At 73.5% G+C, this 23,642-nt stretch carries 16 protein-coding genes; 3 read left to right on the forward strand and 13 right to left on the reverse strand.

The annotated features are described in order from the left end of the window. Positions 1 to 220 precede the first annotated feature (220 nt). From ACH4ZX_RS04620 to ACH4ZX_RS04635, 4 genes are read right to left on the reverse strand one after another with little or no spacing between them, the layout of a single operon-like run. The gene (locus ACH4ZX_RS04620; RefSeq protein ID WP_398267406.1) at positions 221 to 1,414 is read right to left on the reverse strand and encodes a VWA-like domain-containing protein; all 1,194 of its coding nucleotides are present in this window, start codon (positions 1,412 to 1,414) and stop codon (positions 221 to 223) included. Positions 1,415 to 1,425: 11 nt separating this feature from the next. Beyond that, positions 1,426 to 2,631, reverse strand: a complete 1,206-nt coding sequence (locus ACH4ZX_RS04625; RefSeq protein WP_398267409.1) for a sigma 54-interacting transcriptional regulator — start codon at positions 2,629 to 2,631, stop codon at positions 1,426 to 1,428. After that, positions 2,628 to 4,427 (reverse strand): ankyrin repeat domain-containing protein, encoded by a 1,800-nt coding sequence (locus tag ACH4ZX_RS04630; RefSeq protein ID WP_398267412.1) that lies wholly within the window; start codon positions 4,425 to 4,427, stop codon positions 2,628 to 2,630. Before ACH4ZX_RS04630 ends, ACH4ZX_RS04625 begins: the two co-directional genes overlap by 4 nt. Further along, the gene (locus ACH4ZX_RS04635; RefSeq protein WP_398267415.1) at positions 4,424 to 5,557 is read right to left on the reverse strand and encodes a gala protein; all 1,134 of its coding nucleotides are present in this window, start codon (positions 5,555 to 5,557) and stop codon (positions 4,424 to 4,426) included. The genes ACH4ZX_RS04630 and ACH4ZX_RS04635 overlap by 4 nt, the downstream gene beginning before the upstream one ends. 557 nt (positions 5,558 to 6,114) lie before the next feature. On the opposite strand from ACH4ZX_RS04635, the gene ACH4ZX_RS04640 reads away from it, so the two are divergent. Continuing rightward, positions 6,115 to 7,320 (forward strand): RICIN domain-containing protein, encoded by a 1,206-nt coding sequence (locus ACH4ZX_RS04640; protein ID WP_398267417.1) that lies wholly within the window; start codon positions 6,115 to 6,117, stop codon positions 7,318 to 7,320. A 40-nt stretch (positions 7,321 to 7,360) separates the two neighbouring features. Here ACH4ZX_RS04640 and ACH4ZX_RS04645 read toward each other — a convergent pair whose 3' ends face one another. From ACH4ZX_RS04645 to ACH4ZX_RS04660, 4 genes are all read right to left on the reverse strand, one after another. Then, positions 7,361 to 8,008: a thymidine kinase gene (locus ACH4ZX_RS04645; protein ID WP_398267420.1), complete on the reverse strand. Its 648-nt coding sequence runs from the start codon at positions 8,006 to 8,008 to the stop codon at positions 7,361 to 7,363. Between the two features lie 52 nt (positions 8,009 to 8,060). Then, positions 8,061 to 9,278 (reverse strand): alkaline phosphatase family protein, encoded by a 1,218-nt coding sequence (locus tag ACH4ZX_RS04650; protein ID WP_398267423.1) that lies wholly within the window; start codon positions 9,276 to 9,278, stop codon positions 8,061 to 8,063. Then, the gene (locus ACH4ZX_RS04655; RefSeq protein WP_324785150.1) at positions 9,278 to 9,865 is read right to left on the reverse strand and encodes a DUF5998 family protein; all 588 of its coding nucleotides are present in this window, start codon (positions 9,863 to 9,865) and stop codon (positions 9,278 to 9,280) included. Before ACH4ZX_RS04655 ends, ACH4ZX_RS04650 begins: the two co-directional genes overlap by 1 nt. Before the next feature lie 102 nt (positions 9,866 to 9,967). After that, the gene (locus ACH4ZX_RS04660) at positions 9,968 to 12,808 is read right to left on the reverse strand and encodes a GNAT family N-acetyltransferase (protein WP_398267426.1); all 2,841 of its coding nucleotides are present in this window, start codon (positions 12,806 to 12,808) and stop codon (positions 9,968 to 9,970) included. 188 nt (positions 12,809 to 12,996) lie between these two features. Here ACH4ZX_RS04660 and ACH4ZX_RS04665 point away from each other — a divergent pair, with 188 nt between their 5' ends. Next, the gene (locus tag ACH4ZX_RS04665; RefSeq protein WP_398267429.1) at positions 12,997 to 13,278 is read left to right on the forward strand and encodes an HPr family phosphocarrier protein; all 282 of its coding nucleotides are present in this window, start codon (positions 12,997 to 12,999) and stop codon (positions 13,276 to 13,278) included. 1,350 nt (positions 13,279 to 14,628) lie between these two features. Here the strand turns inward: ACH4ZX_RS04665 and ACH4ZX_RS04670 are convergent. The 4 genes from ACH4ZX_RS04670 to ACH4ZX_RS04685 all read right to left on the reverse strand — a co-directional run bounded on the left by ACH4ZX_RS04670 (position 14,629) and on the right by ACH4ZX_RS04685 (position 19,497). After that, positions 14,629 to 15,324, reverse strand: coding sequence for a GntR family transcriptional regulator (locus ACH4ZX_RS04670; RefSeq protein WP_398267432.1), 696 nt, complete (start codon positions 15,322 to 15,324; stop codon positions 14,629 to 14,631). Between the two features lie 237 nt (positions 15,325 to 15,561). Next, the gene (locus ACH4ZX_RS04675) at positions 15,562 to 16,326 is read right to left on the reverse strand and encodes a M23 family metallopeptidase (protein ID WP_398267435.1); all 765 of its coding nucleotides are present in this window, start codon (positions 16,324 to 16,326) and stop codon (positions 15,562 to 15,564) included. 397 nt (positions 16,327 to 16,723) lie between these two features. Continuing rightward, a complete protein-coding gene (locus ACH4ZX_RS04680; protein ID WP_398267438.1) occupies positions 16,724 to 18,112 on the reverse strand; it encodes a M16 family metallopeptidase in 1,389 nt (462 codons plus the stop codon). Continuing rightward, positions 18,109 to 19,497 carry a M16 family metallopeptidase gene (locus tag ACH4ZX_RS04685; protein ID WP_398267653.1) on the reverse strand — a complete coding sequence of 463 codons (1,389 nt, stop codon included), beginning with the start codon at positions 19,495 to 19,497 and terminating at the stop codon, positions 18,109 to 18,111. The genes ACH4ZX_RS04680 and ACH4ZX_RS04685 overlap by 4 nt, the downstream gene beginning before the upstream one ends. A gap of 330 nt (positions 19,498 to 19,827) precedes the next feature. Between ACH4ZX_RS04685 and ACH4ZX_RS04690 the strand changes: the two genes are divergently transcribed. Then, positions 19,828 to 22,284: a DNA topoisomerase (ATP-hydrolyzing) subunit A gene (locus tag ACH4ZX_RS04690; RefSeq protein ID WP_398267441.1), complete on the forward strand. Its 2,457-nt coding sequence runs from the start codon at positions 19,828 to 19,830 to the stop codon at positions 22,282 to 22,284. Between the two features lie 113 nt (positions 22,285 to 22,397). Here the strand turns inward: ACH4ZX_RS04690 and ACH4ZX_RS04695 are convergent, their stop codons facing one another. After that, positions 22,398 to 23,570, reverse strand: coding sequence for a CobW family GTP-binding protein (locus ACH4ZX_RS04695; RefSeq protein ID WP_398267444.1), 1,173 nt, complete (start codon positions 23,568 to 23,570; stop codon positions 22,398 to 22,400). Between the last annotated feature and the right edge of the window lie 72 nt (positions 23,571 to 23,642).

A 23,642-nucleotide genomic window follows, 5' to 3' on the forward strand; every position in this document is an offset into this window, starting at 1 on the left:
GGGTCGAGCGTAGGGCACGGCCGCCCGTGGAGGCCCGAAGCCGGGGGACGAATCCAGCCGCGAGGCCCCTGGTTGACGTCGCCGACGACCACCTGGGCGCCCTCGACGACCGCCTCGCCGCCCACCGTGCGGGCGTTGTGCGTGCCGCGGACGTCGCACCAGCACAGGGTCGGACGGGCCGCGGCGGAGCGGCGGGTCCGACAGCCGTACGGTTCGTGCGTCAGCCGGTGGGGACGCGTACCGTCTCCACCCAGCGCGGGGGCTGCGGGGCGGCCGGGCCTATCAGGGCGGCGATGAGACGGCAGGAGGGGGTCTCGTCGGGCCAGGGGGTGAGGCCGTCGGTGAGGACCACGACGATGCTCGGTCGGTCCCGGGCGGCGAGCGCCGCGTCGATGCCCACGCGCATGTCCGTGCCGCCGCCCCCGCCGAGGCTGATCTGCTCGGTGGCCGTCACCTGGGAGACGGCGTGCACATCGGCGTCGCAGGCGAGGACGGTGACGCGGTTGCCGCGGACGCCGACCTCGCGCAGGACGCCGGTGACCTCTCCCAGGGCCGCGGCGAGTTCCGCGTCGCCCATCGAGCCGGAGGTGTCGACGACGACGGCCACCCGGGGCAGTGGACGGCGCAGGCTCGGCAGGACGACGCCGCGCAGTGCCGGAGTGCGGCGCGACGGGCGGCGGTAGGTGTAGTCGACGGCCCCGCCGGCCCACGCGGCGGCCTCCCGGACCGCGCCGGACAGCGCCTGCCGCCAGTCCACCGTGGGCTCCAGGACCTCTTCGGCCCAGCGGCGCCAGCCCGCCGGCAGTGTGCCGCGACCGCGCTGGTGGGCGCGCATCGCCTCGGCGGTCTGCCGGCGCAGTGCCTGGGCCTCGACCTCGCCGAGCGGCGCGGGCCCGGCGGATCCCGATCCCCCGAGTTCCCAGGGGCCGGGGCGGCCGTGGGCCCCGGAGCCGCAGTCGTGCCGGCGCACATGGGGCGGCAGTTGCCCCAGGTAGGTCTCGAAGATCTGGCCGTCGGGCAGGCCGAAGGTGCGGGGTTCGACGCGTCCGTCGGGCAGGCGCAGGCCGTCCGCGAGGAGGTCGTCGTTGATCTCGCAGTCCTGGGCCACGTTGACGCGGTACCGGTCGCGCTGGTCGGCGGCGGGGAGCCGGTCGGCGCGGCCGTGGTGGTCGCGCAGCAGGTGCGCCGCCTCGTGCACCCACACGCCCGCGAGTTCCTCCACGGGCGTCGCGTCGACGAAGGCGGGCGACACGTAGCAGCGCCAGTGCCGGTCCACGGCCATCGTCGGGATGTCGGGGCAGGGCACGACGCTCAGGGCGTACAGGGCCGACGCCAGGTAGGGCCGGTCGCTCGCCGCGCGGTAGCGGGCGGCGAGCAGTTTCGTCGAGTCCAGGTGTCCGCGGGACGCCGCCATGCCCGTGCGCCTCACCGGCCGCCGGGCAGGGCCCCGGACATCTGCAGCAGTTCCAGGAAGCCGTCGATGCCGGGTGGCACCGGCCAGTCGAGTTCGCGCATCGCCGCGAGGTCGGTGGCGGCCCGCGCGGCGACGTCCGGCACACCCGCGTCCACGGCTTTGGCCAGTACGGCCCAGCCGGCCTCCCAGCGGGGCCGGGTGGGTTCGCTCTGGATGGCGGCGACCACCGCGATGAGGAAGGCCAGTTGGCGGTCGCCGCGGTCGGGCAGGGCGAACGCGTCGGGATCGGCGAGGACCCGTTCGGGGTCCGGCAGATCGAGGTGGTCCAGGTACGACAGCAGTTCGATGCCCGCGCCGTCCCCGACGGCGCCGGTGAGCGCGGCGGCCAGCGCCTCGCGGCCGGCGCCGGTCGCGTACCCCGTCGCGAGCAGCCGCAGCGCCATGTCCCAGGTCCGCGGGGACGGCCACGACCGGCCCCGGCTCTCGGCGTCGGCGGGTATGTGGTGGACCAGGCCCGGCCGGGCGGTGAGAAAACCGGAGACGGCGCCGCGGGCCCGCGCCACGGCACCGGGCACCTTGGCCGGATCGACCGCGGGGACGGCCGCCTCCGGCCAGGTCCCCGCCATGCCGCGCGCGACGGTGCGGGGGTCGTGGGTCCAGTCGAGGTGGACGAAGCGGTTGGCGAGCGGAGGGCTCAGGTGCCAGCCGTCCGCCGCGCTGGAGGGCGGGTTGGCGGCGGCGACGATGCGCACCGCGTCGGGCAGCACCAGGCTGCCGACCCTGCGTTCGAGGACGACCCGCAGCAGCGCCGCCTGCACGGCCGGTGGCGCGGAGGAGAGTTCGTCGAAGAAGAGCAGGCCCTGTCCGGCCCGGCTGAGCCGGACCGCCCAGTCGGGCGGGGCCATCGGTACGCCGGTCACCGCCGGGTCGTCGCCGACGATCGGCAGTCCGGCGAAGTCCGACGGCTCGTGCACACTGGCGATGACCGTCTCCAGCACCAGGCCGAGTCCGGCGGCCAGTTGCTCCAGGCCGGCCGACTTGCCGATGCCGGGTTCACCCCACAGCAGGACGGGCTGATTGGCCGTCACCGCCAGTGCCAGCGCTTCCAGTTGGGGGTTGGCGGCGGGTTCGGTCCGGTGGGCGCGCAGCCTGCGGACCAGGTCGTCCGCGGCGGCCAGCGGTCCCGGCCCGGTGCGGGGGGTGGGGATGGTGCTCACAGGTCCTCGTCCTCGCCGTCGTCCTCGTCCCCCTGCTCCTGCTCCCGCTCCTTCTCGTCCAGCCACTCGTCCACCCAGTCGGAGCCGATGCCCGGATGCTCCTCCTCCACGCGCTTGCGCAGGAAGGCCAGGTCGTGGCGCTTGTACCGGCGGACGATCTGGGCCAGCGAGAGCTCCGAATTGTCGACCACGTCGATCCGGGCACCCGCGGCGAGCAACGCCTCCACCAGGGCCCTGGAACCCCCGTCGTTGACCGCCACGTACAGCGGGGTGCGGTACCGGTGGTCCACGGCCTCGAGGTCGAGTCCCTCCGCGAGCAGCCGGGGCAGGAGTGCCTCGTGGTCGAGCAGGTGCAGCACATGGAGCAGCGTGCGCCGGGCGGCGTCGCGTACCCGGGGGTCCATGCCCGCGTCCAGGAGTTCGAGCACACCGTCGGTGTCGCCGTGCTGGGCGCGCAGGAACAGGTCCTGCCGCTGGGCGCGCAGCGCCTTCGGCAGCCGGCCGCTGCCCGACATCCAGGTCTGCTGGACGGCGAAGCACCCGGAGACGGCGCCGCCGAAGGCGCGCAGGGCCTGCTCGCGTCGCTGTTCCTCGTCGTCGTGCGGCATGTGGAGCAGGTGGCCCGGGCGGAAGGCCACCTCGTGCCATTCGCCGCGGCACCTGACCCGGACGGGGGCGGGCGCGGCGGGACCGGGCGGGCCGACGGGGCCGACGGCGGGCCCGAGCGCGGGGAACAGCGCCTCGCGGACCAGCGGGTGCAGGTGGTCCGGCTCGACTCCGCCGACGCGCATCAGGTCGAGGTCGGGCAGTCTGCGCCAGAGGGCCTCGGCCAGGAAGGGCAGGTCGCCGGCCTCGTTCCGGCCGACGGCCCTGATGCGCAGCCCTGCTGGAGCCGACGGCGCCGGCTCCAGCAGGAGGCTCGTCCGCCAGTCGACGCCGATGAGGAAGCGGTCCCCGACCCCCTCGTCCGCCAGTCGTCGGATCTCCGGCTCCAGGCGGGTGTGGTCGAGCGCGAGCCTGCCGACGACTTCCCCGGGGTCGACCCGGTACCAGGCGGGGCCGGTCGGGGGTGTCAGGTCGAGTTCGATCCCCACGGCGCTCAACGCCGCCGGGACGTCGCCGTTCTGGTGCAGGAGGGTGACCCACTCGGACCGTGCCGCCGGGTCGTCGTGGCCGGGGTCGGCGGTGGGCAGCTCGTCCGTACCGCGCGGCGTGCCGTCGGGACGGAAGAACGGCGGGCGGTCGTGGCCGCCGCACCGCGGGAGCAGCGCGGCGGTGTGCCGCGCGTCCCACAGGTGCCGGGCGTACCGCCAGTCCTCGGCGCCCTCCTGGAAGACGCCGGCGGCCTTCTCGTCCGCGACCGTCTCGAACCGCAGGGTGAGCCGCTGCGGGCCTTCGAGCATCGCGGGCGTGGTGAGGTGGAGGTACGGCGTGGAGCGCCGGCGTTCCCCCGCCCGCACCGGGCGGTAGCGGGCGAGGACGACGGTGCGGCCGGTGACGATCGTGGTCCGGCCGCCCAGCGCCCTGGGCAGGTGCCAGCGCACCAGGTCCGGCACCAGGTGGCGCAGGTCGTCCTCCAGGGCCGCGGCGACGTCGTGGCCGCAGTGCTCGACGACCTCGGGCAGGTCGATGGCGACGTCCACGCCGGCCGCCGCGCACGCCCCGCGCCAGTCCCCGGCCGCGCGGCGTCCGGCCGCCCGCTCGATCATGCTCCGGGGCACCGCGTAACGGCGGATCCGCCGTCGGCTCGCCGCCTCTTCCGGTGGGAAGCAGGGGAGTTCGGAGCGGGGGCTCACCGGTAGACACTTCCTATCGCGCGCAGGTCCGGGTGGGCCCCGGCCGCGGGCCGCAGGCACTGGGTGAAGGATCGCTTGACCTTGCGGGGCAGGCCGGGTCCGAGACCGACGTACTCCAGCGGTGAGTCGTCCGGTACGGCTGCCAGCAGGGACTTCGCGCCCCGTCCGGTGAGCCCGGTGTGGCAGAGCTCCAGCCGGCGCAGCGGGCTGCCCGGCAGCGCGGCGGCCAGTGCGCGGGCGCCTTCGTCTCCGGTGGCGTTGGCGGGGGCGCCGAGGCTGCGTTCGGACCTCGGCCGGCCGAGGTCGAGCGCCTCGATCCCGGCCAGGGCGCCGGCGAGGGCGCGGGCCCCGGCGGGGCCGATGCCGTTGCCGCCCAGTGCGAGGCGCACGGGGCGCCGGGCGTCGGCGGCGGCCGCGAGGACGGCGGCGCCTTCGTCGCCGAGGTGGTTGGCGGGCAGGTACAGCTCGCGCACGCCCGCGTCGCGGATCAGCGCCGCGAGCAGGCCGGCGGTGTCGGCGGTCAGGCCGTTCCCGCCGAGGAAGAGGCGTTCCACCGGGCGCGGGCGGCCGGTGAGGGCGTCGAGCAGGGCCCGCAGCCCCTCGGCGGTCAGGCCGGTGTTGACGAGGTCGAGGGTGCGCAGCGCGGTGTTGCGGCGCAGCATCGCGGCGAGCGCGAGGGCGCCTTCGTCACCGACCGGGTTGCGCTTGAGCCACAGGGCGCGGACGGTGTCGTCGTCCGCCAGCGCGTCGGCGAGCGCGGTGACGCCTTCCGGACCGATGCGGTTGCAGCCGAGGTACAGGGTGTGCAGGCCGTGGCCGTCGACGAGCGCCCCGGCGACCGTGGACGCCCCCTCGTTCCCGATGGCGTTGGTGCCGAGCAGGACGTGCGCGGCGTGCGGCGAGGAGGCGGCGACCGGCATCAGGCGGGCGGCGCCGGCCGCTCCCAGTCCCTGTTTGCACAGGTCGACCCGCCCGTCCGCGCGCACGGTGCCGACCGGGAAGGCCTCGTCGGCGGTGACCGGCCGTGCCGACCTCAGCCGGGCCAGCAGCGGGTCCAGCCGGGACGGATCGACGATCGGGATGTCCGGATGTTCGATCGCCGGGCAGCGTACGGGCGTCGGCTGCGTCATCACCACTCCACCGGTTCCTCGCCGGTGCCCGGCTCGCCGAGGGCGGCATCGCCCTCCGCCCGCCCAGGATGGACCGACGCCAATCGACTTTCCTCCACGACAAGGGCGGCAAGGCTGGTCGGATTCGAACCGACGTCCTCCAGCTTGATGCTAGGGCGCGACGACCTCTGCGCTACAGCCTTGCCGCGGATGATCATAGCCCCATCCGCTTCCGCGCTGATCGGCTTTCGCCGAACACCGGCACCCTTGGCGGGCCGTTCGGGAGCCGACCCGCCGAGCGGGCTTCAGAAAGTGAACGCGGTCGCGCCACTTGACACTCCGTCAGGCTCACTGGCTTCATGTTTTGTGGTGTGAGTCAGCCGGGCAAGCCCCCATGCCGCGTAGTGGTTTCCCCTCGGAGACGGGCACGACAGGCCGTCTTGACCCCAGCACCCTCATTTCATTTCCGGAAGACGCCGATGTCGGCGCCAGCACATGGGAGCGCTCCCAGACTCTCCGAGTCCGTCCCCCCACCGTCCGGGTGCCACAGAAGCCACCCGGCGAGCGAAAGGATCCCCATGACCGGATCGCGCCCGAATCGGCGCCGTGGGAACGCGGTTGTCGCGTCCGTCGTGGCCGCCCTGTTCCTGGTCGCCCTCTCCCTGACCGGCGCTTCGCCCGCGTCCGCGAGTACCACCCTCTGCGGCAAGACCGACAGCATGAAGGTCTCGGGCGGCAAGTACGTCGTCCAGAACAACGAGTGGGGTGACTCGATCCCCCAGTGCATCGATGTGTCGGACGACGGCTTCAAGGTCACCACCGGCTGGCACGACGTGGGCACCAGCGGCGCGCCGGCGGCGTATCCGTCGATCTACGCCGGCTGCCACTACGGCAACTGCTCCAGCGGCAACGGCCTGCCGCTGCAGGTGTCGGCCTTCGGCAACCCGCAGTCCAGCGTCGACTTCTCCACCGCCGACGGGCAGTGGGACGCCGCGTACGACATCTGGTTCGACACCAGCCCCAACCCGTCGGGCCAGAACAACGGCGAAGAGATGATGATCTGGGCCAACCACTCCGGGTCGCCCACACCGTTCGGCACCAAGGTCGGCACGGCCTGGATCGAGGGCGCCAACTGGGACGTGTGGTACGGCCGTCAGAACAACGGCATCGCCTGGAACACCGTCTCCTACGTCCGCCAGCAGCCCACCGACGCGATCACGGTGAACATCAAGGACTTCACCGACGACTCGGCCGGCCGCGGCTACCTGTCGAAGGCGTGGTACATGACCAGCGTGCAGTTCGGCTTCGAGCCCTGGGTCGGCGGCCCCGGTCTGGCCGTGAACTCCTTCTCCTACGACTCCAACGGCTCCGGCTCCGGCGGGGGCGGGGGCGGTACGTCCGGCACGATCGTCGGACAGCAGAGCGGCCGCTGCCTGGACCTGAAGGACTGGGGCACCGCCGACGGCACCCCCGTCCAGTTGTGGGACTGCGGAACCGACTGGAACCAGAAGTGGACGCGGAGCGGCGGCACCCTCGTCAACCCGCAGACCGGCAAGTGCCTCGATGTGGCCTCCGGTTCCACGGCCAACGGCAGCAAGGTGCAACTCTGGTCGTGCAACGGCACCGGCGCCCAGCAATGGCAGTTCAACACCAACGGCACTGTCACCAACCCCCAGTCGGGCAAGTGCCTGGACGCCGCCGGCTCCGGCAACGGCGCGACCCTGCAGATCTGGGACTGCTACGGCGGCGGCACGCAGCCCAACCAGGTCTGGACACTGAGGTAGCGCACCGGCCGGTGCCCCTCAGGCGGATGTGACCGGGGCCTCAGGCGGATGTGACCGGGAGCACGTCCGGGGACAGGGCCGCGGCGCGGGCCGTCGCCGCGGTCATGCGGCGGCGGTGGTGCCGTCGGCACAAGACCTCGTAGCCGACGGCGTCCGACTGGTTGACGTCGCCGACGACCACCTGGGCGCCCTCGACGACCATCTCGCCGCCCACCGTGCGGGCGTTGTGCGTGGCGCGGGCGCCGCACCAGCACAGGGCCTCGACCTGGAGGACCTCGACGCGGTCGGCGAGTTCGACCAGCCGCTGCGAGCCGGGGAACAGCTTGGTGCGGAAGTCGGTGGTGATGCCGAAGGCGTAGACGTCGAGGCCGAGGTCGTCGACCACACGCGCCAGCTGGTCGATCTGCTCGGGCGCCAGGAACTGCGCCTCGTCGGCGATGACGTAGTCCGCGCGGGCGCCCTGCGAGAGGTGGTCGACGAGGTAGGCGTACAGGTCCGTACCGTCCTCGACCTCCACCGCGTCGGTCACCAGGCCGAGGCGTGAGGACAGTTTGCCCTCGCCCGCGCGGTCGTTGCGGGTGAATATCATGCCCGCGAGGCCGCGCGCCGAGCGGTTGTGCTCGATCTGCAGAGCCAGTGTCGACTTCCCGCAGTCCATCGTTCCGGAGAAGAACACCAGCTCGGGCATGGGGAGTTGACGCCTTTCGGTGACGAAGGGTGCGAAGGGGGTGTGCGGCGGCTCAGGAGCGTACTTCGAGCAGCGGGACCAGCTGCTCGGCGGGGGTCATCGAGCCGTGGTTGCCGACCATCGCCGACTCCTTCGGCTCCCGCTCGGAGGCGATGATCAGCACGTCGTCGCGGGCGGCGGCGACCACGTCGCCGATGCGGGCGTACACCCGCTCGTCGACGGCCGGGCCGAACCAGCCCGCCGCGATCGCCTCGTCCCGGGAGGCCACCCAGAACTGCTCGCCGAGCACCTCGCGCCAGCAGGTCAGCACGTCGCTCTCGGCGCCCGGCACCGCGTAGACGTGCCGGGCGCGGCCCTCGCCGCCCAGCAGGGCGACGCCGGCGCGCAGTTCCCAGTCCGCGTCGAAGTCGATGCGGTGCTCGTCGTCGAAGGGCACGTCGATCATGCCGTGGTCGGCGGTGACGTACAGCGCGGTGCACGGCGGCAGTTGCTCGGCCAAGCGCTGGACGAGCCGGTCGACGTGCATGAGCTGGCCGCGCCAGGTGTCGGAGTCGACGCCGTAGCGGTGGCCGGCCCCGTCGAGCTCGGAGTAGTACGTGTAGACCAGGGAGCGGTCGCCGGCGGCGAGTTGCGCGGCGGCGACGTCCATGCGCTCCTCGCCGGTCAGCCGCCCGTGGAAGGCGCCGCCGCTGAGGGCGATCTTGGTGAGCGGGGTGTTCTGGAAGGCGGGCGACGACACCTGGGCGACGTGCGCCCCGGCCTTCTCGGCCAGCTGGAAGACGGTGGGGTACGGCTGCCAGACGTGCGGCGCGGTCCAGGGCTGCCAGCGCAGCTGGTTCATCAGCTCGCCGGTGGCGGGGTCGCGCACGGTGTAGCCGGGCAGGCCGTGCGCGCCGGGCGGCAGGCCGGTGCCGACGGAGGCGAGGGAGGTCGCGGTGGTCGCCGGGTAGCCGGCGGTGATCGGACGGCCGGTGCCGCCGCGGGAGCCGGCCAGCAGGGAGGTCAGGTAGGGGGCGTCCTCCGGGTGCGCCCTGAGCTGCTCCCAGCCCAGGCCGTCGACCAGGAACACGCAGTTCCGGTCGGCGGGGGTCAGCTCGGTGATCGCGGCCGTCATGCCGGGTACGCCCATGCCGGCGGCCAGCGTGGGCAGCAGGTCGGCGAGGGAGCCGCTGCCGTACTCGGGGCGCGGCGCGGAGCCGACGGCCAGAGGTTCCGGGTGCTGGTCCCAGGAGGCGGGGCCGGGTGCGGCTGCCGGGGTCGGGTGGGACATCAGCGGGTGACGTCCGCGGTCGCCTCGGACAGCGCCTGCGCGAAGGCGAGGGCCTGGCGGACGGTCTCGGGGCCGTCGCCCGCCTCGCTGACGCGGAGGCTGAGGTCGTCCGCCGTGGAGTTGCCGGTGTAGCCGTGGTCGGCCTCGCAGTCGGGGTCGCCGCAGGCGGCGGGCTCGAGGTCGATGCGGGAGACGGCGCCCCAGCCGATGGTCAGGACGACCTCGCGCGGCAGGGTGCCCGGCGTGTACTGCTCCGGGTTGGCGACCACGCGGCTGACCACGACGGACGAGATCCGGCCGAGCTTCACGGACTCCGTGGAGGTGGTGGCGTACGGCGTCGGCGAGGTGCTGTCGGCCGCCTGCTCGTCGGTGTGGCTGACGACGAAGCGGTTGCCGGTGAGGACGAGCACGGTCACGTGCCGCCGCACCTCGTTCTGGTCGAACGTCGTCTCCTGGTGGACCAGGTACGACCGGATGGGCTCGCCGCCCACGGCGGCCTCCACCGCCTCGGCCACGAGGGCCGGGTAGTAGCCGCTGCGCTCGATCGCCGCTCGCAGCCCCTGGGTCGTCGTACTGGTCTTGGCCATGCGTCCATCCTACGGGGGCGCACTGACTGCGAGGCACCGCTCACAGGTGTCTCATTACCGGAGATCGGTACCGGCGATCAGGCCGGGGATCGGTCCTGGTGATCAGTACCGGGGAAGGGTGCGCGGGCCGAGGTCGTCGCGGGCGGGCGGCGGGGCGAGCCGGACGGAGGCGCCGAGGACGGTCAGGCCGTGGGGCGCGACGACGACCGGCTCCAGGGTCACCGCGACCACTTCCGGGTGGTCGTCGACCAGCCGCGACACCCGCAGCAGCAGTTCCTCCAGCGCCGGGGTGTCGACCGGCGTCGAGCCGCGCCAGCCGAACAGCAGCGGCGCCGTCCGGATCGAGCGGACCAGCGAGGTCGCCTCCCGGTCGGTCACCGGGATCAGCCGGTGCGCCATGTCCCCGAGCAGCTGGGAGGCGGGCCCGGCCAGTCCGAACGACAGCACCGCTCCGGCCGCCGGGTCGATGACGGCCCGGACGATGGTGTCGACCCCGCGCGGCGCCATCGCCTGCACCACCGGCCGCAGTTCCTCCGGCTTGCCGAAGAGCCCGGACAGCTCGGCGTACGCGCGCCGCAGTTGCTCCTCGTCCGCCAGGTCGAGACGCACCCCGCCGAGGTCGGCGCGGTGCCGCAGGTGCGGGGCGGTGGCCTTCAGGGCCACGGGATAGCCGAGGCCTTCCGCCGCCCGGACGGCGTCGTCCGGGGTGAAGGCGGGGACGGCGCTGCGCACGGCGATGCCGTAGCAGGCGAGCAGTTCGTACGTCTCCTCGGTCCCGAGGGTGAGCCCCTGGCCGCGGCTGAGCATGCGGTCGATGATCCTGGCGGCGCCCTTCTCGTCGATGCCGTCGAAGTCGGGGACCTTGCCGGGCTGGGCGGCCTCGCGCCGCCACTGCGCGTACTTCACGGCCTCGCTCAGCGCCCGTACGGCACGCTCGGCGGCGGGGTAGGCGGGGATGAGGCGGGTGCCGGTGTCGGGGGCGGCGGCCTGCTGGGCGGACGCCGGGGCGGGCAGCTGCTGGGAGGGGCGCGGGCGGCGGGCGCCGGGCGCCTCGGGGGACGTCCGCGGCGCGGTGCTCGCCGCCGCGGACAGGGCCTCGGCGAGTCCGCCGAGCTCGACGTGCACGACGAGCACCGGCTTGCCGGGGACCTGTTCCGACGCGGACTTGAGCGCCTGCGCCAGTTCCGCGTCGGCGTCGGCACCGGTGGCCGACGCCTCGCCGATGGCGGGTATCGCGGTGACGACGACCGCGTCGCACGCGTCGTCCTCCAGCACCTTCAGCAGGGCCGCGTGGAAGTCCGCCGCCGAGGCCTGGGTGGTCAGGTCCAGCGGGCGCAGCGGACGCAGCCCCTCGGAGAGGCAGGCGTCGTAGGTCAGCAGACCGAGCGACTCGGAGTTGCCGAGGATGGCCACCCGCGGACCGGCCGGCAGCGGCTGGCGGGCGAGCAGCAGGCCCGCGTCGACCAGCTCGGTGATCGTGTCGACGCGGATCACGCCCGCCTGCCGCAGCAGCGCGGACACCGTCGCGTGCGGCAGGCGCGTCGCGCGGACGGCGTGCCCCTGCGGTGCGCTGCCCGCGCCCTGCACGACGACCAGCGGCTTCACGGCCGCGGTGCGCCGGGCCAGGCGCGTGAACTTGCGCGGGTTGCCGATGGACTCCAGGTACATCAGGGCGACGTCGGTGTCGGGGTCGTCGTACCAGTACTGGAGCACGTCGTTGCCGGAGACGTCCGCGCGGTTGCCGGACGAGACGAACGTCGACACGCCGGTCACGCCGGTGACCCCGCCGCCGCGCCGCTGCAGCCGGGACAGCAGGGCGATGCCGATGGCGCCGGACTGGGCGAACAGGCCGATCCGGCCCGGGCGGGGCATCTCGGGGGCGAGCGAGGCGTTGAGCCGTACGTCCGGGGAGGTGTTGATGATCCCGAAGGCGTTCGGGCCGATGATGCGCATGCCGTACGCGCGCGCCTGCCGGACGAGTTCACGCTGGCGCTCGCGCCCCTCCGGGCCGCTCTCGGCGTATCCGGCGGAGACCACGACCAGCCCCTGCACGCCGTGCTCGCCGCACTCGGCGACGACGTCGGGGACGTGCTCGGCGGGCACGGCGACGACCGCGAGGTCGACTGGCCCCTCGATCTCCCGCACCGAGCGGTGGGCGGGGATCCCGTCGAACTCCTTCTGGTCCTCGGCGAAGGCCCTGTTCACGGCGTGCAGCGCACCGGTGTACCCGGCGTCGCGGATGTTGTCGAGGATGCTGCGTCCGACGCCTCCCGGAGTGCGGCCGACGCCGACCACGGCGACCGAGCCGGGCACGAGCAGCCGCCGTACCGACCGCGCCTCGGCGCGCTGCTCCCGGGCGCGCTGCACGGCGAGGGAGCGGTCGGTGGGCTCGATGTCGAACTCCAGGTGTACGACGCCGTCCTCGAAGCTGCGCTTCTGCGTGTACCCGGCGTCCGTGAACACCTTGATCATCTTGGTGTTGGCGGGCAGCACCTCGGCGACGAACCGGCGGATGCCGCGCTCGCGGGCGACGGCGGCGACGTGCTCGAGGAGGGCGGAGGCGACGCCGCGCCCGTGGTGGGCGTCCTGGACCAGGAAGGCGACCTCGGCCTCGTCCGCGGGGGAGGTGGCGGGCGTGCCGTCGGCGCCGATGCGGTCGTAGCGTACGGTGGCGATGAACTCGCCGCCGACCGTGGCCGCGAGTCCCACCCGGTCCACAAAGTCGTGGTGCGTGAAGCGGTGGACGTCCTTGGCGGACAGTCGCGGGTAGGGCGCGAAGAAGCGGTAGTACTTCGACTCGTCCGACACGTGCTCGTAGAAGCTGACCAGGCGCTCCGCGTCGTCTGCGGTGATGGGGCGGATGCGTGCGGTGCCGCCGTCGCGCAGCACGACGTCGGCCTCCCAGTGGTCGGGGTATTCGTGCCGGTCCGGCGAGGTCTGCATGGGCCCCAGAGTACGGCTCGCTTCTGACGACGGCGCGAGGCACTCTGTGGTGAACCGCCGAGGAGGACGGTCGGGCCGAGGCCGCGGTCCGAAGGTCACTCCGGGGAGGGTCGGACGACCCCTCCTGGCACGCTCCCCGGTGTGGGAAACTGGTCTAGACAACCCTGAGAATCGAAGGGCAGCATCACATGGCTGAGCGCCGCGTCAACATCGGCTGGGCAGAGGGCCTCCACGCCCGCCCCGCCTCCATCTTCGTCCGAGCCGCCGCGGCCACAGGCGTCCCGGTGACGATCGCCAAGGCCGACGGCGACCCCGTCAACGCGGCGTCCATGCTGGCCGTCCTGAGTCTGGGCGCCGAGGGCGGCCAGGAAGTCGTCCTCGCCTCCGACGCCGACGGGGCCGACATCGCCCTCGACCGACTGGCGAAGCTGGTCTCCGAGGGCCTCGAGGAACTCCCCGAGACCGTCTGACCCCAGCAGGACCACACGGAGCCGCGCCCCCCGGGAGTGGGGGCGCGGCTCCGCCGCATCACGGCCGAGGGCGGTCCGCTCCCCCGTCACACGGGGCGAGGACGGACGCCGCCGCCGCCGTGACACCGGCGAGGGCGGGCGGCCCCGCCGCGGGAGCAGGCGGACGGCGTGGCCGCCGCCCGGGAGGGGCAGGGGAGGTCGGCTCCGCCCTGGGAGGAGCGGGCGCGATCGGCTCCGCCCTGGAGCTCGGGCGGACACGGTCGGCACCGCCCTGGGAGCGGGCGGACACGGACTGCCCGGACTGCCCCGCCACTGCACGGCCCGAGCACGGCGCGCCCGCACTGACAGGGCGCGGGCCGGCACGTCCGCCCCCGCCGCCCCAAGCCGAGCGCGCGGCTTGCCCGCGCCCGGACCGGGCTGCGGCAGGCTCCGCCCCGGCACGCAGCCGGCACGACCACCCCGCCGCCACACAGCCCGAGCACGGCTCGCCTCCCCCTCGCGGGGACGGGCACAGCCGACCTCGCCGCGCAGCACCCCGGACCGGACAGCCACGTCGCCCCATCCGCCGGACGCATTCACCCCCGCCCCGTGAGCCGAGCCCGCCGCTTCCCCGCGGCCCGCACCGAACGCGGCAGGGTCCGCCCCGGCACGCGACGGGCACGAACCACCCTGCCGCCACACAGCTTGAGCGCGGCTCGCTCCGCCCTCGCAGGGGACGAACACGGGTGACCCCTCCCACACGGCGGACCGAACCGGACCGGACAGCTACTTCGCCCCACCCGCCGGGCGCGTCCAACCCCGCCGTCCAAGCCGAGCGCGAGGCTCGCCTGTCGCCGGACCGAGCGCGGCGGGCTCCCCCGTCACCGCGGAACGGGTGCGCGCGGCCCCGCCGCCGCACGAGCTGGGCCGCGGGGCTGCCGTCGCTGGGGCCGGGCGCGGCGGCCCCGGCGTTGCGGCGGCCGGGGCGGCCTCGCCGTGACGCAGGACGGGCCCGCGCAGTTTCACCGTCCCCCGCGGGCGCGCGGCGCTTCGCGACCTCGCGAGCCGGGCGTGCGGCTCCGCCGGCTCGCGGCCGGACGCGGCCGATCCCGAGCCTGGTGCGGGCCGGGTCCGGACGGCTTCGCCACGGAACGGGCGGCCGCGTGGCACCGGCGGGTGCGCGTGGCGCGGGGCGGGTGGGTGGGATTTTCGTGCACGGGCCGGAGGCCATTGGCGGGCGGGTGATCGGATGGCGGTATTCGTCGCGCGGGCATACGGAAGGCGCGCGGGTGGGAATTCACGGCGCGCGCGCAAAAGGGCAGCAGAAATAGGGCCCGGCGAAATATCTGTTCTTTGTATACGGCGCGCATGTTAATGCCGCAGCCCAGACATGTTTACGGGATGTTGCGAGTTCCTCACACGGTCGGCGCGGTCCGCCCCGCCGCCGAATCGCAGCCGGTGCGCGGCGCGGGAGCGCTCGGCGTGCAGCGCCGTGACCGCCCGCGCGCGCTCGCCGTCGCCGCGTGCCACCGCGTCGACGATCGCCCCGTGCTCCGCCCAGGACTCCATCGGGTCGGCCGGCGCGTCCACCGCGTACATCCAGGAGATCTTCTGGCGCAGCTGGGTCAGCATCGAGGTCAGCGCGGGACTGCAGGCGGCCTGGGCGAGCGTCTCGTGGAACCAGCCCCCCAGCGAGCGCAGATCCTCGCTGTTGCCCCTCCTGGCGCGCTCCTGACCCAGCCTGACCAGGCCGCGCAGCACCTTCAGGTGGGCCTCGGTGCGCCGCTGGGCGGCCCGCGAGGCGCCGAGCGGCTCCAGCAGCCCGCGCATCTCCAGCAGGTCGGCGGCCTCCTGCTCGGTCGGCTCCGCGACGCACGCGCCCGCGTGCCGCCGGGTCACCACGAACCCCTCCGCCTCCAGCGTGCGCAGGGCCTCGCGGACGGGGACGCGCGAGACGCCGTAGCGGCGGGCGAGGACTTCCTCGGTGAGCCGGCCGCCGCGCTCGTAGACACCCGCGACGATGTCGTCCCGAATGGCCGTGCACACCGAGTGCGCGGGAATGCGCATGACCGACCTCCGCATTAATCCCCGTGAAACGTCGACGATTGACGTGTGTTCAGTGACTCTAATGCAATGGGCCGGAATTTCCGACGGCGGACCGGAATCCAGGGATATTTTTTGGTCAACGGGCCGGACGGCCGGGGAGACGGAACGCCGAAAGCCCCGGCCGGTGGGCCGGGGCTCGGGTCGGAGCGAAGTTTGCGGCGGGGCGGACCCGTGGTCCGCCCTCAGAGATTCACGTCCTCAGAGGTTCACGCCGTGCCTGCGCAGGTAGGCGAGGGGGTCGACGTCCGAGCCGTACTCGGGGCTGGTGCGGGCCTCGAAGTGCAGGTGGGGTCCGGTGACGTTGCCGGTGGCGCCGGACAGGCCGATCTGCTGGCCCGGGGCCACCGTCTGGCCCACCGAGACGCCGATGGACGACAGGTGGCCGTACTGGGTGTACATGCCGTCGGCCATCCTGATCACGACCTGGTTGCCGTACGCCCCGCCCCAGCCGGCCTCGACGACGGTGCCGGCGCCGACCGAGTGCACCGACGTGCCGCTCGCGGCGTGGAAGTCGATGCCGGTGTGGCTGCCGGAGGACCACAGGGAGCTGCTGGCGCGGTAGGCGGTGGAGACGTACGAGTGCGCGATCGGCGCCGTGAACGCGTTGAGGCGCTCGCGCTCGGCCTCGCGGGCGGCGCGCGCCTTGGCCTCGCGCTCCTGCGCGGCCAGCGCGGCGGCCTTCTCGCGCGCGGCCTGCTCGGCGGCCTTCTCGATCGCGGCGTCCTCGGCGGCCTGCTGCTGGGCCTCCGCCTGGGCGTCGATCTTCTCGGCGACCGCGTCGCCGAGGCTCACGACGGGGAGCAGGCCGGTCCGCTCGACCGTGTTGTCGGCGGCGAGCGCCGGGGCGGCCAGAGCGCCGACGACACCGGTGGTCGCGAGAGTCGCCATGCCCGCCGCGCGCGCGGTGGTGCTCCTGAGACGGCTGGGACGGCGGTGCTTCCCGGTGGCGCAGGTGAACGCCATGTGGTGGCTGGTCCTTTCCTTCCCTCTCGCCTACCGGGTTAGCGGTGGGGGTCCCCCCAGGCCGTTGAGGCTCTGGGGGAGGGTTCGGAGCAGGAAGGTCTCCTACGGGCCCCCTCGCCGTGGGCGCGGGCGTCCGATTCACCCCAGGGACGTGGGTCCCCGGCTCCCCTGGCTCGCGCCGTACGGGGACTCGGCGATGGCTGTCCGGTGCCGCGGGTGCGGCGCACTGCCTGACGAACAGCCCGGACGACGCTAAACGGGCCGCCTTTCCATCCCCAAACGGAAGACGGCTTTTGTAGCGCATGCCACAGGGCAGACAGGCAACCTCTGCCTCAATTCGGGCACAAGAGGGCCCCGGTGACCCGTCGGTCACCGGGGCTCCCACGCGTGCGTGCCGCTACTCGGCGGGCACGACGGTCACTTCACCGATGCCGAGGGCCTCGACGGGCTCCTTGATCTGGGACGCGTCACCGACCAGGACGGTCACCAGACGGTCCACCGGGAACGCGCTCACGGCCGCCGCCGTGGCCTCCACGGTGCCGGTCTCGGCGAGCTGCCGGTACAGCGTCGCCTGGAAGTCGTCCGGCAGGTGCTGCTCGACCTGGTCGGCCAGCGTGCTCGCCACGGCGGCCGCGGTCTCGTACTTCAGCGGCGCCACGCCGACGAGGTTCTGCACGGCGACGTCGCGCTCGGCGTCGGTCAGGCCCTCCGCCGCCAGGGTGCGCAGCACCGTCCACAGGTCGTGCAGCGCGGGGCCGGTGTTCGGGGTGTCCACGGAGCCGCTGATGGCGAGCATCGCTGCGCCCGAGCCGTCCGGCGCGGACCGCAGCACCTGGGCGAAGGCGCGCACGCCGTAGGTGTAGCCCTTCTCCTCCCGCAGCACGCGGTCCAGGCGGGAGGTGAGGGTGCCGCCCAGGCAGTACGTGCCGAGCACCTGCGCGGGCCACACGCGGTCGTGCCGGTCGGGTCCGACACGGCCGATGAGCAGCTGGGTCTGGACGGCGCCGGGACGGTCGACGATGACGACGCGGCCGGTGTCGTCGGCGGTCACCGGCGGCACGGGGCGCGGCTCGGCCGCCGGGCCGGTCCAGGAGCCGAGGGTGTCGCCGAGCAGCGCGTCGAGGTCGATGCCGGTGAGGTCGCCGACGACCACGGCGGTGGCGGTCGCGGGGCGGACGTGCTTCTCGTAGAAGGCGCGTACGGCCGCGGAGTCGATGTCGGAGACGGTGTCCTCGGTGCCCTGGCGCGGGCGCGACATGCGCGAGTCCGCCGCGAACAGTTCCTTGGACAGCTCCTTGGCGGCGCGCCGGGACGGGCTGGCCAGCTCGTGCGGGATCTCGTCGAGCCGGTTGCGCACCAGCCGCTCGACCTCGCTGTCGGCGAAGGCGGGCGCCCGCAGGGCGTCGGCGACCAGACCGAGCGCCTTGGCCAGGCGGGAGGCCGGCACTTCCAGGCTCAGGCGGACGCCGGGGTGGTCGGCGTGTGCGTCGAGGGTGGCGCCGCAGCGCTCCAGCTCGGCGGCGAACTCCTCGGCGGAGTGCTTGTCGGTGCCCTCGGAGAAGGCGCGGGCCATGATCGTGGCGACGCCGTCGAAGCCGGCCGGCTCGGCGTCCAGGGGGGCGTCCAGGAGCACCTCCACGGCGACGACCTGCTGGCCGGGGCGGTGGCAGTGCAGGACCGTCAGTCCGTTGTCGAGCGTGCCGCGCTCGGGGGCCGGGAACGCCCAGGGCCTGGCCTCGCCCGCGCTGGGCCGGGGGTGGAACTCCATCGTGGCGAGCTCGGTCACTTGGCCGCCTCCTCGTTGACGTCGGTGCCTTCCACGGTGGCCTCGGCCTCCGGGTCCTCGGGCGGGTCCGCGGCCTCCGCGACCTCGGCGGCGACGGGCTCGTAGACGAGCACCGCGCGGTTGTCGGGGCGCAGGCGCGCCCTGGCGGCCTCCCGCACCTCCTCGGCGGTCACGTCGAGCACGCGCCGCACGGCGGTCAGGGCGAGCTGCGGGTCGCCGAAGAGGACGGCGTACCGGCACAGTTCGTCGGCGCGGCCCGCGACCGTGCCGAGCCGGTCCAGCCACTCGCGCTCCAACTGGGCCTGGGCGCGCTCCATCTCCTCGGCCGTGGGGCCCTCCTCGGCGAACCGGGCGAGCTCCTCGTCGATGGCGGCCTCGATGACCGGCACCTCGACGTCGCCGGAGGTCTTCACGTCCAGCCAGCCCAGGGAGGGCGCCCCGGCGAGCCGCAGCAGGCCGAAGCCGGCCGCGACGGCCGTGCGGTCGCGGCGGACGAGGCGGTTGTACAGCCGGGAGGACTCGCCGCCGCCGAGGACGGTGAGCGCCAGGTCGGCGGCGTCGCACGCGCGCGTACCGTCGTGCGGCAGCCGGTAGGCCGCCATCAGGGCGCGGGCCGGGACCTCCTCCTCGACGACCTCGCGCAGCTGCCCGCCGATGACGTCGGGCAGCGTGCCGTCGCGGGGCGCGGGCTTGCCGTCGTGCGCCGGGATGGACCCGAAGTACTTCTCGATCCAGGCGAGCGTCTGCTCGGGGTCGATGTCGCCGACGACCGACAGGACGGCGTTGTTCGGCGCGTAGTAGGTGCGGAAGAACGCGCGCGCGTCCTCCAGGGTCGCCGCGTCCAGGTCGGCCATCGAGCCGATCGGGGTGTGGTGGTAGGGGTGGCCGTCCGGGTAGACCATGGCGGTCAGCTTCTCGAAGGCGGTGCCGTAGGGCACGTTGTCGTAGCGCTGGCGGCGCTCGTTCTTGACGACGTCCCGCTGGTTCTCCATGGACTCCTCGTCCAGGGCGGCGAGCAGGGAGCCCATGCGGTCGGCCTCCAGCCAGAGGGCGAGCTCCAGCTGGTGGGCGGGCATCGTCTCGAAGTAGTTGGTGCGCTCGAAGCTCGTGGTGCCGTTGAGCGAGCCGCCGGCGCCCTGCACCAGCTCGAAGTGGCCGTTGCCCTGCACCTGCGCCGAGCCCTGGAACATCAGGTGCTCGAAGAGGTGAGCCAGGCCGGTACGGCCCTTGACCTCGTGGCGCGAGCCGACGTCGTACCAGAGGCACACCGCCGCGACCGGGGTCAGGTGGTCCTCGGAGAGCACCACGCGCAGCCCGTTGGCCAGGCGGTGCTCGGTCGCTGTCAGGCCCCCGGAGCCTGCCTGGTCTGTGGCCGTGTGACCCATGGGCATGTACGTCCCTTCGATCGCGGATGCGGTGCCTGCATCGCGGTTTTCCTGCCGGTCCTGCCACTGTATGCAAGCGGGCGGAGCCGGGGCGAAGTTCCCGGACGGCGTACGCCCACAGCGGATCGGGTTAGCCTGCGGGCAGCCGCGTCGGCGCGGCACCGGGTGCCGGCCGGACCGCCTGCACCGGGTCCCGGCGCACGCTGTCAGTCCCGCGGTCCACAATGGTCCGCGTCAGATCCCGTCAAACGCTCCAGCACGATTGAGCCGCAGGGGCGGCTACGCGCAGCCCCGCAAGCGAGCGACAGATACCAGGAGGAGCCGGCAGCGATGGCCCGCCGCAGCACGAAGACCCCGCCGCCCGACGACGCGTTCGAGGAGCGGATCCTCGACATCGACGTTGTCGACGAGATGCAGGGCTCCTTCCTCGAGTACGCGTACTCGGTCATCTATTCCCGGGCCCTGCCGGACGCCCGGGACGGCCTGAAGCCGGTGCACCGCCGCATCGTCTACCAGATGAACGAGATGGGCCTGCGCCCCGACCGCGGCTATGTGAAGTGCGCCCGCGTGGTGGGCGAGGTCATGGGCAAGCTGCACCCGCACGGCGACGCGTCGATCTACGACGCGCTGGTGCGCATGGCCCAGCCCTTCTCCATGCGCGTGCCGCTGGTCGACGGCCACGGCAACTTCGGCTCGCTGGGCAACGACGACCCGCCGGCCGCCATGCGGTACACCGAGTGCCGTCAGGCCGCGGCGACCAGCCTGATGACCGAGTCGATCGACGAGGACACCGTCGACTTCGCGCCCAACTACGACGGCCAGGAGCAGGAACCGGTCGCACTCCCGGCCGCCTTCCCGAACCTGCTGGTCAACGGCTCCTCGGGGATCGCGGTCGGCATGGCGACGAACATGCCGCCGCACAACCTCTCCGAGGTCGTCGCGGCCGCCCGCCACCTGATCCGCTATCCGAACGCGGATCTGGACACCCTGATGAAGCACGTCCCCGGCCCCGACCTGCCCACCGGCGGGCGCATCGTCGGCCTCTCCGGCATCCGGGACGCCTACGAGACGGGCCGCGGCACGTTCAAGATCCGGGCGACGGTGTCCATCGAGACCGTCACCGCGCGCCGCAAGGGCCTGGTCGTCACCGAACTGCCCTTCACGGTCGGCCCGGAGAAGGTGATCGCCAAGATCAAGGACCTGGTCGGCTCGAAGAAGATCCAGGGCATCGCCGACGTCAAGGACCTCACCGACCGTGAGCACGGGCTACGCCTGGTCATCGAGATCAAGAACGGCTTCGTGCCGGAGGCCGTCCTGGAGCAGCTGTACAAGCTGACGCCGATGGAGGAGTCCTTCGGCATCAACAACGTGGCCCTGGTGGACGGGCAGCCGCTGACGCTGGGCCTCAAGGAGCTGCTGGAGGTCTACCTCGACCACCGCTTCGAGGTCGTGCGGCGCCGCAGCGAGTTCCGGCGCGGCAAGCGACGCGACCGCCTGCACCTGGTGGAGGGCCTGCTGACGGCGCTCGTCGACATCGACGAGGTCATTCGCCTGATCCGCTCCAGCGAGAACAGCGCGCAGGCGAAGGAGCGCCTGATGGAGCGCTTCTCCCTGTCGGACATCCAGACGCAGTACATCCTGGACACCCCGCTGCGCCGTCTGACCAAGTACGACCGCATCGAGCTGGAGGCGGAGAAGGACCGGCTGAACGCGGAGATCGCGGAGCTGACCCGGATCCTGGAGTCGGACGCGGAGCTGCGCAAGCTGGTCTCCACCGAACTGGCGCAGGTGGCCAAGAAGTTCGGCACCGAGCGGCGTACGGTCCTGCTGGAGTCCGCGGGCAGCACGGCGGCCACCGTGCCGCTGCAGGTCGCCGACGACCCGTGCCGGGTCCTGCTCTCCTCGACGGGGTTGCTGGCCCGCACGGCGAACGGCGAGCCCTTCGAGCAGGACGCCGACGCCCGGCGGGCCAAGCACGACGTGATCGTCTCGGCGGTCCCGGCGACGGCGCGCGGCGAGATCGGCGCGGTGACCTCCGCGGGCCGTCTGCTGCGCATCAACGTCGTCGACCTGCCGCAGCTGCCGGAGACGGCGTCGGCGCCGAATCTCTCCGGAGGGGCGCCGCTGGCGGAGTTCGTCTCCCTGGAGGACGACGAGACGGTGGTGTGCCTGACCACGCTCGACGAGTCCTCCCCCGGTCTGGCGCTCGGCACGGAACAGGGCGTCGTCAAGCGCGTGGTGCCGGACTACCCGGGCAACAAGGACGAGCTGGAGGTCATCACGCTCAAGGACGGCGACCGGATCGTCGGCGCGGTCGAACTGCGCACCGGCGAGGAGGACCTGGTCTTCATCACGGACGACGCGCAGCTGCTGCGCTTCCAGGCCTCGCAGGTGCGTCCGCAGGGCCGGCCGGCGGGCGGCGTGGCGGGCATCAAGCTCACGGAGGGCGCGAAGGTGATCTCCTTCACGGCGGTGGACCCGGCGGTGGACGCGGTCGTGTTCACGGTGGCGGGATCGCGCGGCACGCTCGACGACTCCGTCCAGACGACGGCCAAGCTGACCCCGTTCGACCAGTACCCGCGCAAGGGCCGCGCCACGGGCGGTGTGCGCTGCCAGCGGTTCCTGAAGGGCGAGGACTGCCTGTCCCTGGCGTGGGCGGGTCCCGCGCCGGCCAGGGCCGCGCAGAAGAACGGCACCCCGGCCGAGCTGCCGGACATCGACCCGCGCCGCGACGGCTCGGGCGTGTCGCTGCCGAAGACGGTGGCGGTGGCGGCGGGACCGGTCTAGGCAGCGGTCCGGACACGCGGGCGGCGCCGTCACTGTCACCGTCACCGTCGCCGTCGCTTCGGTGAGTCGCCCGCGATCCGGCGGGAAGCCCCTCCCGGGCCCCGGGAGGGGCCCTACGCCGGCTCCGCGAGGTCGTCGTCGGGGTCCTGGACGTCCTCACCGGGGTACCGGACGTCCTCACCGGGGTACCGGACGTCCTCACCGGGGTACTGAACAACCTCGCCGGGATCCAGGACGTCCTCGTCGGGATCCTGGACGTAGCGCAGGACGCCCCACATGCCGTGCTCGTCGGCGGTGTGCGGGGCATCGTTCCCGCACGCCTCGAGTTCCTTGCCGAGGGCGGAGGCGTCGATGCCGGAGCCGATGAGCACGAGCTGGGTCAGCCGCGGCTCGCCGGCGGCCCAGGGCTCCGGGTAGAAGCGCAGGAAACAGCCCACTGCGTGCACGGCGTACCGGTTCCTGACGTCGTACGCGCCGAAGTCGACGTAGCCCTTGATCCGGTACAGCCCGTCGGGCCGGCTGTCGAGGAACGCCATCAGCCGGCGGGGGTCCAGGGGGACGTCGGACGCGAAGGACAGGCTGTCGTAGGCGGTGTGCGGATGGCCGGCGTGCTCGGCGGCGAGGTCGCCGTGGTCGTGCAGGTCGTCGAAGGACAGCTGGCCGACGCGTTCCTCGCCGGGCCGGCAGTCGAAGAGGAACTCCGGGTCGACGCGGCCGTAGGTGGCGGGGACGACGGCGGCACGGTCGACGAGCGAGTGCACCAGGGCGAGGACGCGCTCGCCGTCGGGTGCCCGGTCGAGCTTGTTGACGACGACGAGGTCGGCGAGGGCGAGATGCCGGTCGATCTCCGGGTGTGCCGCGCGGGTGGAGTCGAACTCGGCGGCGTCGACGACCTCGACGAGACCGCCGTACACGATCTGCGGCAGTTCGCTGCCGAGCACCATGCGGACGAGTTCCTGCGGCTCGGCGAGACCGCTGGCCTCGATCACGATGACGTCGATGCCGGCGGAGGGCGCGGCGAGCCGTTCCAGGTACACGTCGAGCTCACCGGGGTCGACCGCGCAGCACAGGCACCCGTTGCCGAGGGAGACGGTGGAGTCGCCGAGCGCGCCGGCGACGGCCATGGCGTCGATCTCGATCGAGCCGAAGTCGTTGACGACGGCCCCGATACGGCTGCCGCCGCTGCGGTGCAGGAGGTGGTTGAGCAGAGTGGTCTTTCCAGAGCCGAGGAATCCGGCGAGCACGACGACCGGGATCTGCCGGGGACTGCGGCTCGGCTGACTCACTCTGCGACCTCTCTGACGCCGACGCGTGCACCGGGGCGCGGCTCCGGCGCACGCAGGGGGATGGAATGCCGC

Origin of the sequence: Streptomyces sp. NPDC020490, assembly GCF_044335305.1 — a bacterium.
Taxonomy (GTDB): domain Bacteria; phylum Actinomycetota; class Actinomycetes; order Streptomycetales; family Streptomycetaceae; genus Streptomyces.

Bases quoted from the DNA above. Each gene is read 5' to 3' on its own strand.
- ACH4ZX_RS04665 (WP_398267429.1), top strand. From the start codon at position 12,997: ATGGCTGAGCGCCGCGTCAACATCGGCTGGGCAGAGGGCCTCCACGCC.
- ACH4ZX_RS04650 (WP_398267423.1), bottom strand. From the start codon at position 9,278: ATGTCCCACCCGACCCCGGCAGCCGCACCCGGCCCCGCCTCCTGGGAC.
- ACH4ZX_RS04690 (WP_398267441.1), top strand. From the start codon at position 19,828: ATGGCCCGCCGCAGCACGAAGACCCCGCCGCCCGACGACGCGTTCGAG.
- ACH4ZX_RS04670 (WP_398267432.1), bottom strand. From the start codon at position 15,324: ATGCGCATTCCCGCGCACTCGGTGTGCACGGCCATTCGGGACGACATC.
- ACH4ZX_RS04685 (WP_398267653.1), bottom strand. From the start codon at position 19,497: ATGGGTCACACGGCCACAGACCAGGCAGGCTCCGGGGGCCTGACAGCG.
- ACH4ZX_RS04655 (WP_324785150.1), bottom strand. From the start codon at position 9,865: ATGGCCAAGACCAGTACGACGACCCAGGGGCTGCGAGCGGCGATCGAG.
- ACH4ZX_RS04620 (WP_398267406.1), bottom strand. From the start codon at position 1,414: ATGGCGGCGTCCCGCGGACACCTGGACTCGACGAAACTGCTCGCCGCC.
- ACH4ZX_RS04645 (WP_398267420.1), bottom strand. From the start codon at position 8,008: ATGCCCGAGCTGGTGTTCTTCTCCGGAACGATGGACTGCGGGAAGTCG.
- ACH4ZX_RS04640 (WP_398267417.1), top strand. From the start codon at position 6,115: ATGACCGGATCGCGCCCGAATCGGCGCCGTGGGAACGCGGTTGTCGCG.
- ACH4ZX_RS04635 (WP_398267415.1), bottom strand. From the start codon at position 5,557: ATGACGCAGCCGACGCCCGTACGCTGCCCGGCGATCGAACATCCGGAC.
- ACH4ZX_RS04660 (WP_398267426.1), bottom strand. From the start codon at position 12,808: ATGCAGACCTCGCCGGACCGGCACGAATACCCCGACCACTGGGAGGCC.
- ACH4ZX_RS04675 (WP_398267435.1), bottom strand. From the start codon at position 16,326: ATGGCGTTCACCTGCGCCACCGGGAAGCACCGCCGTCCCAGCCGTCTC.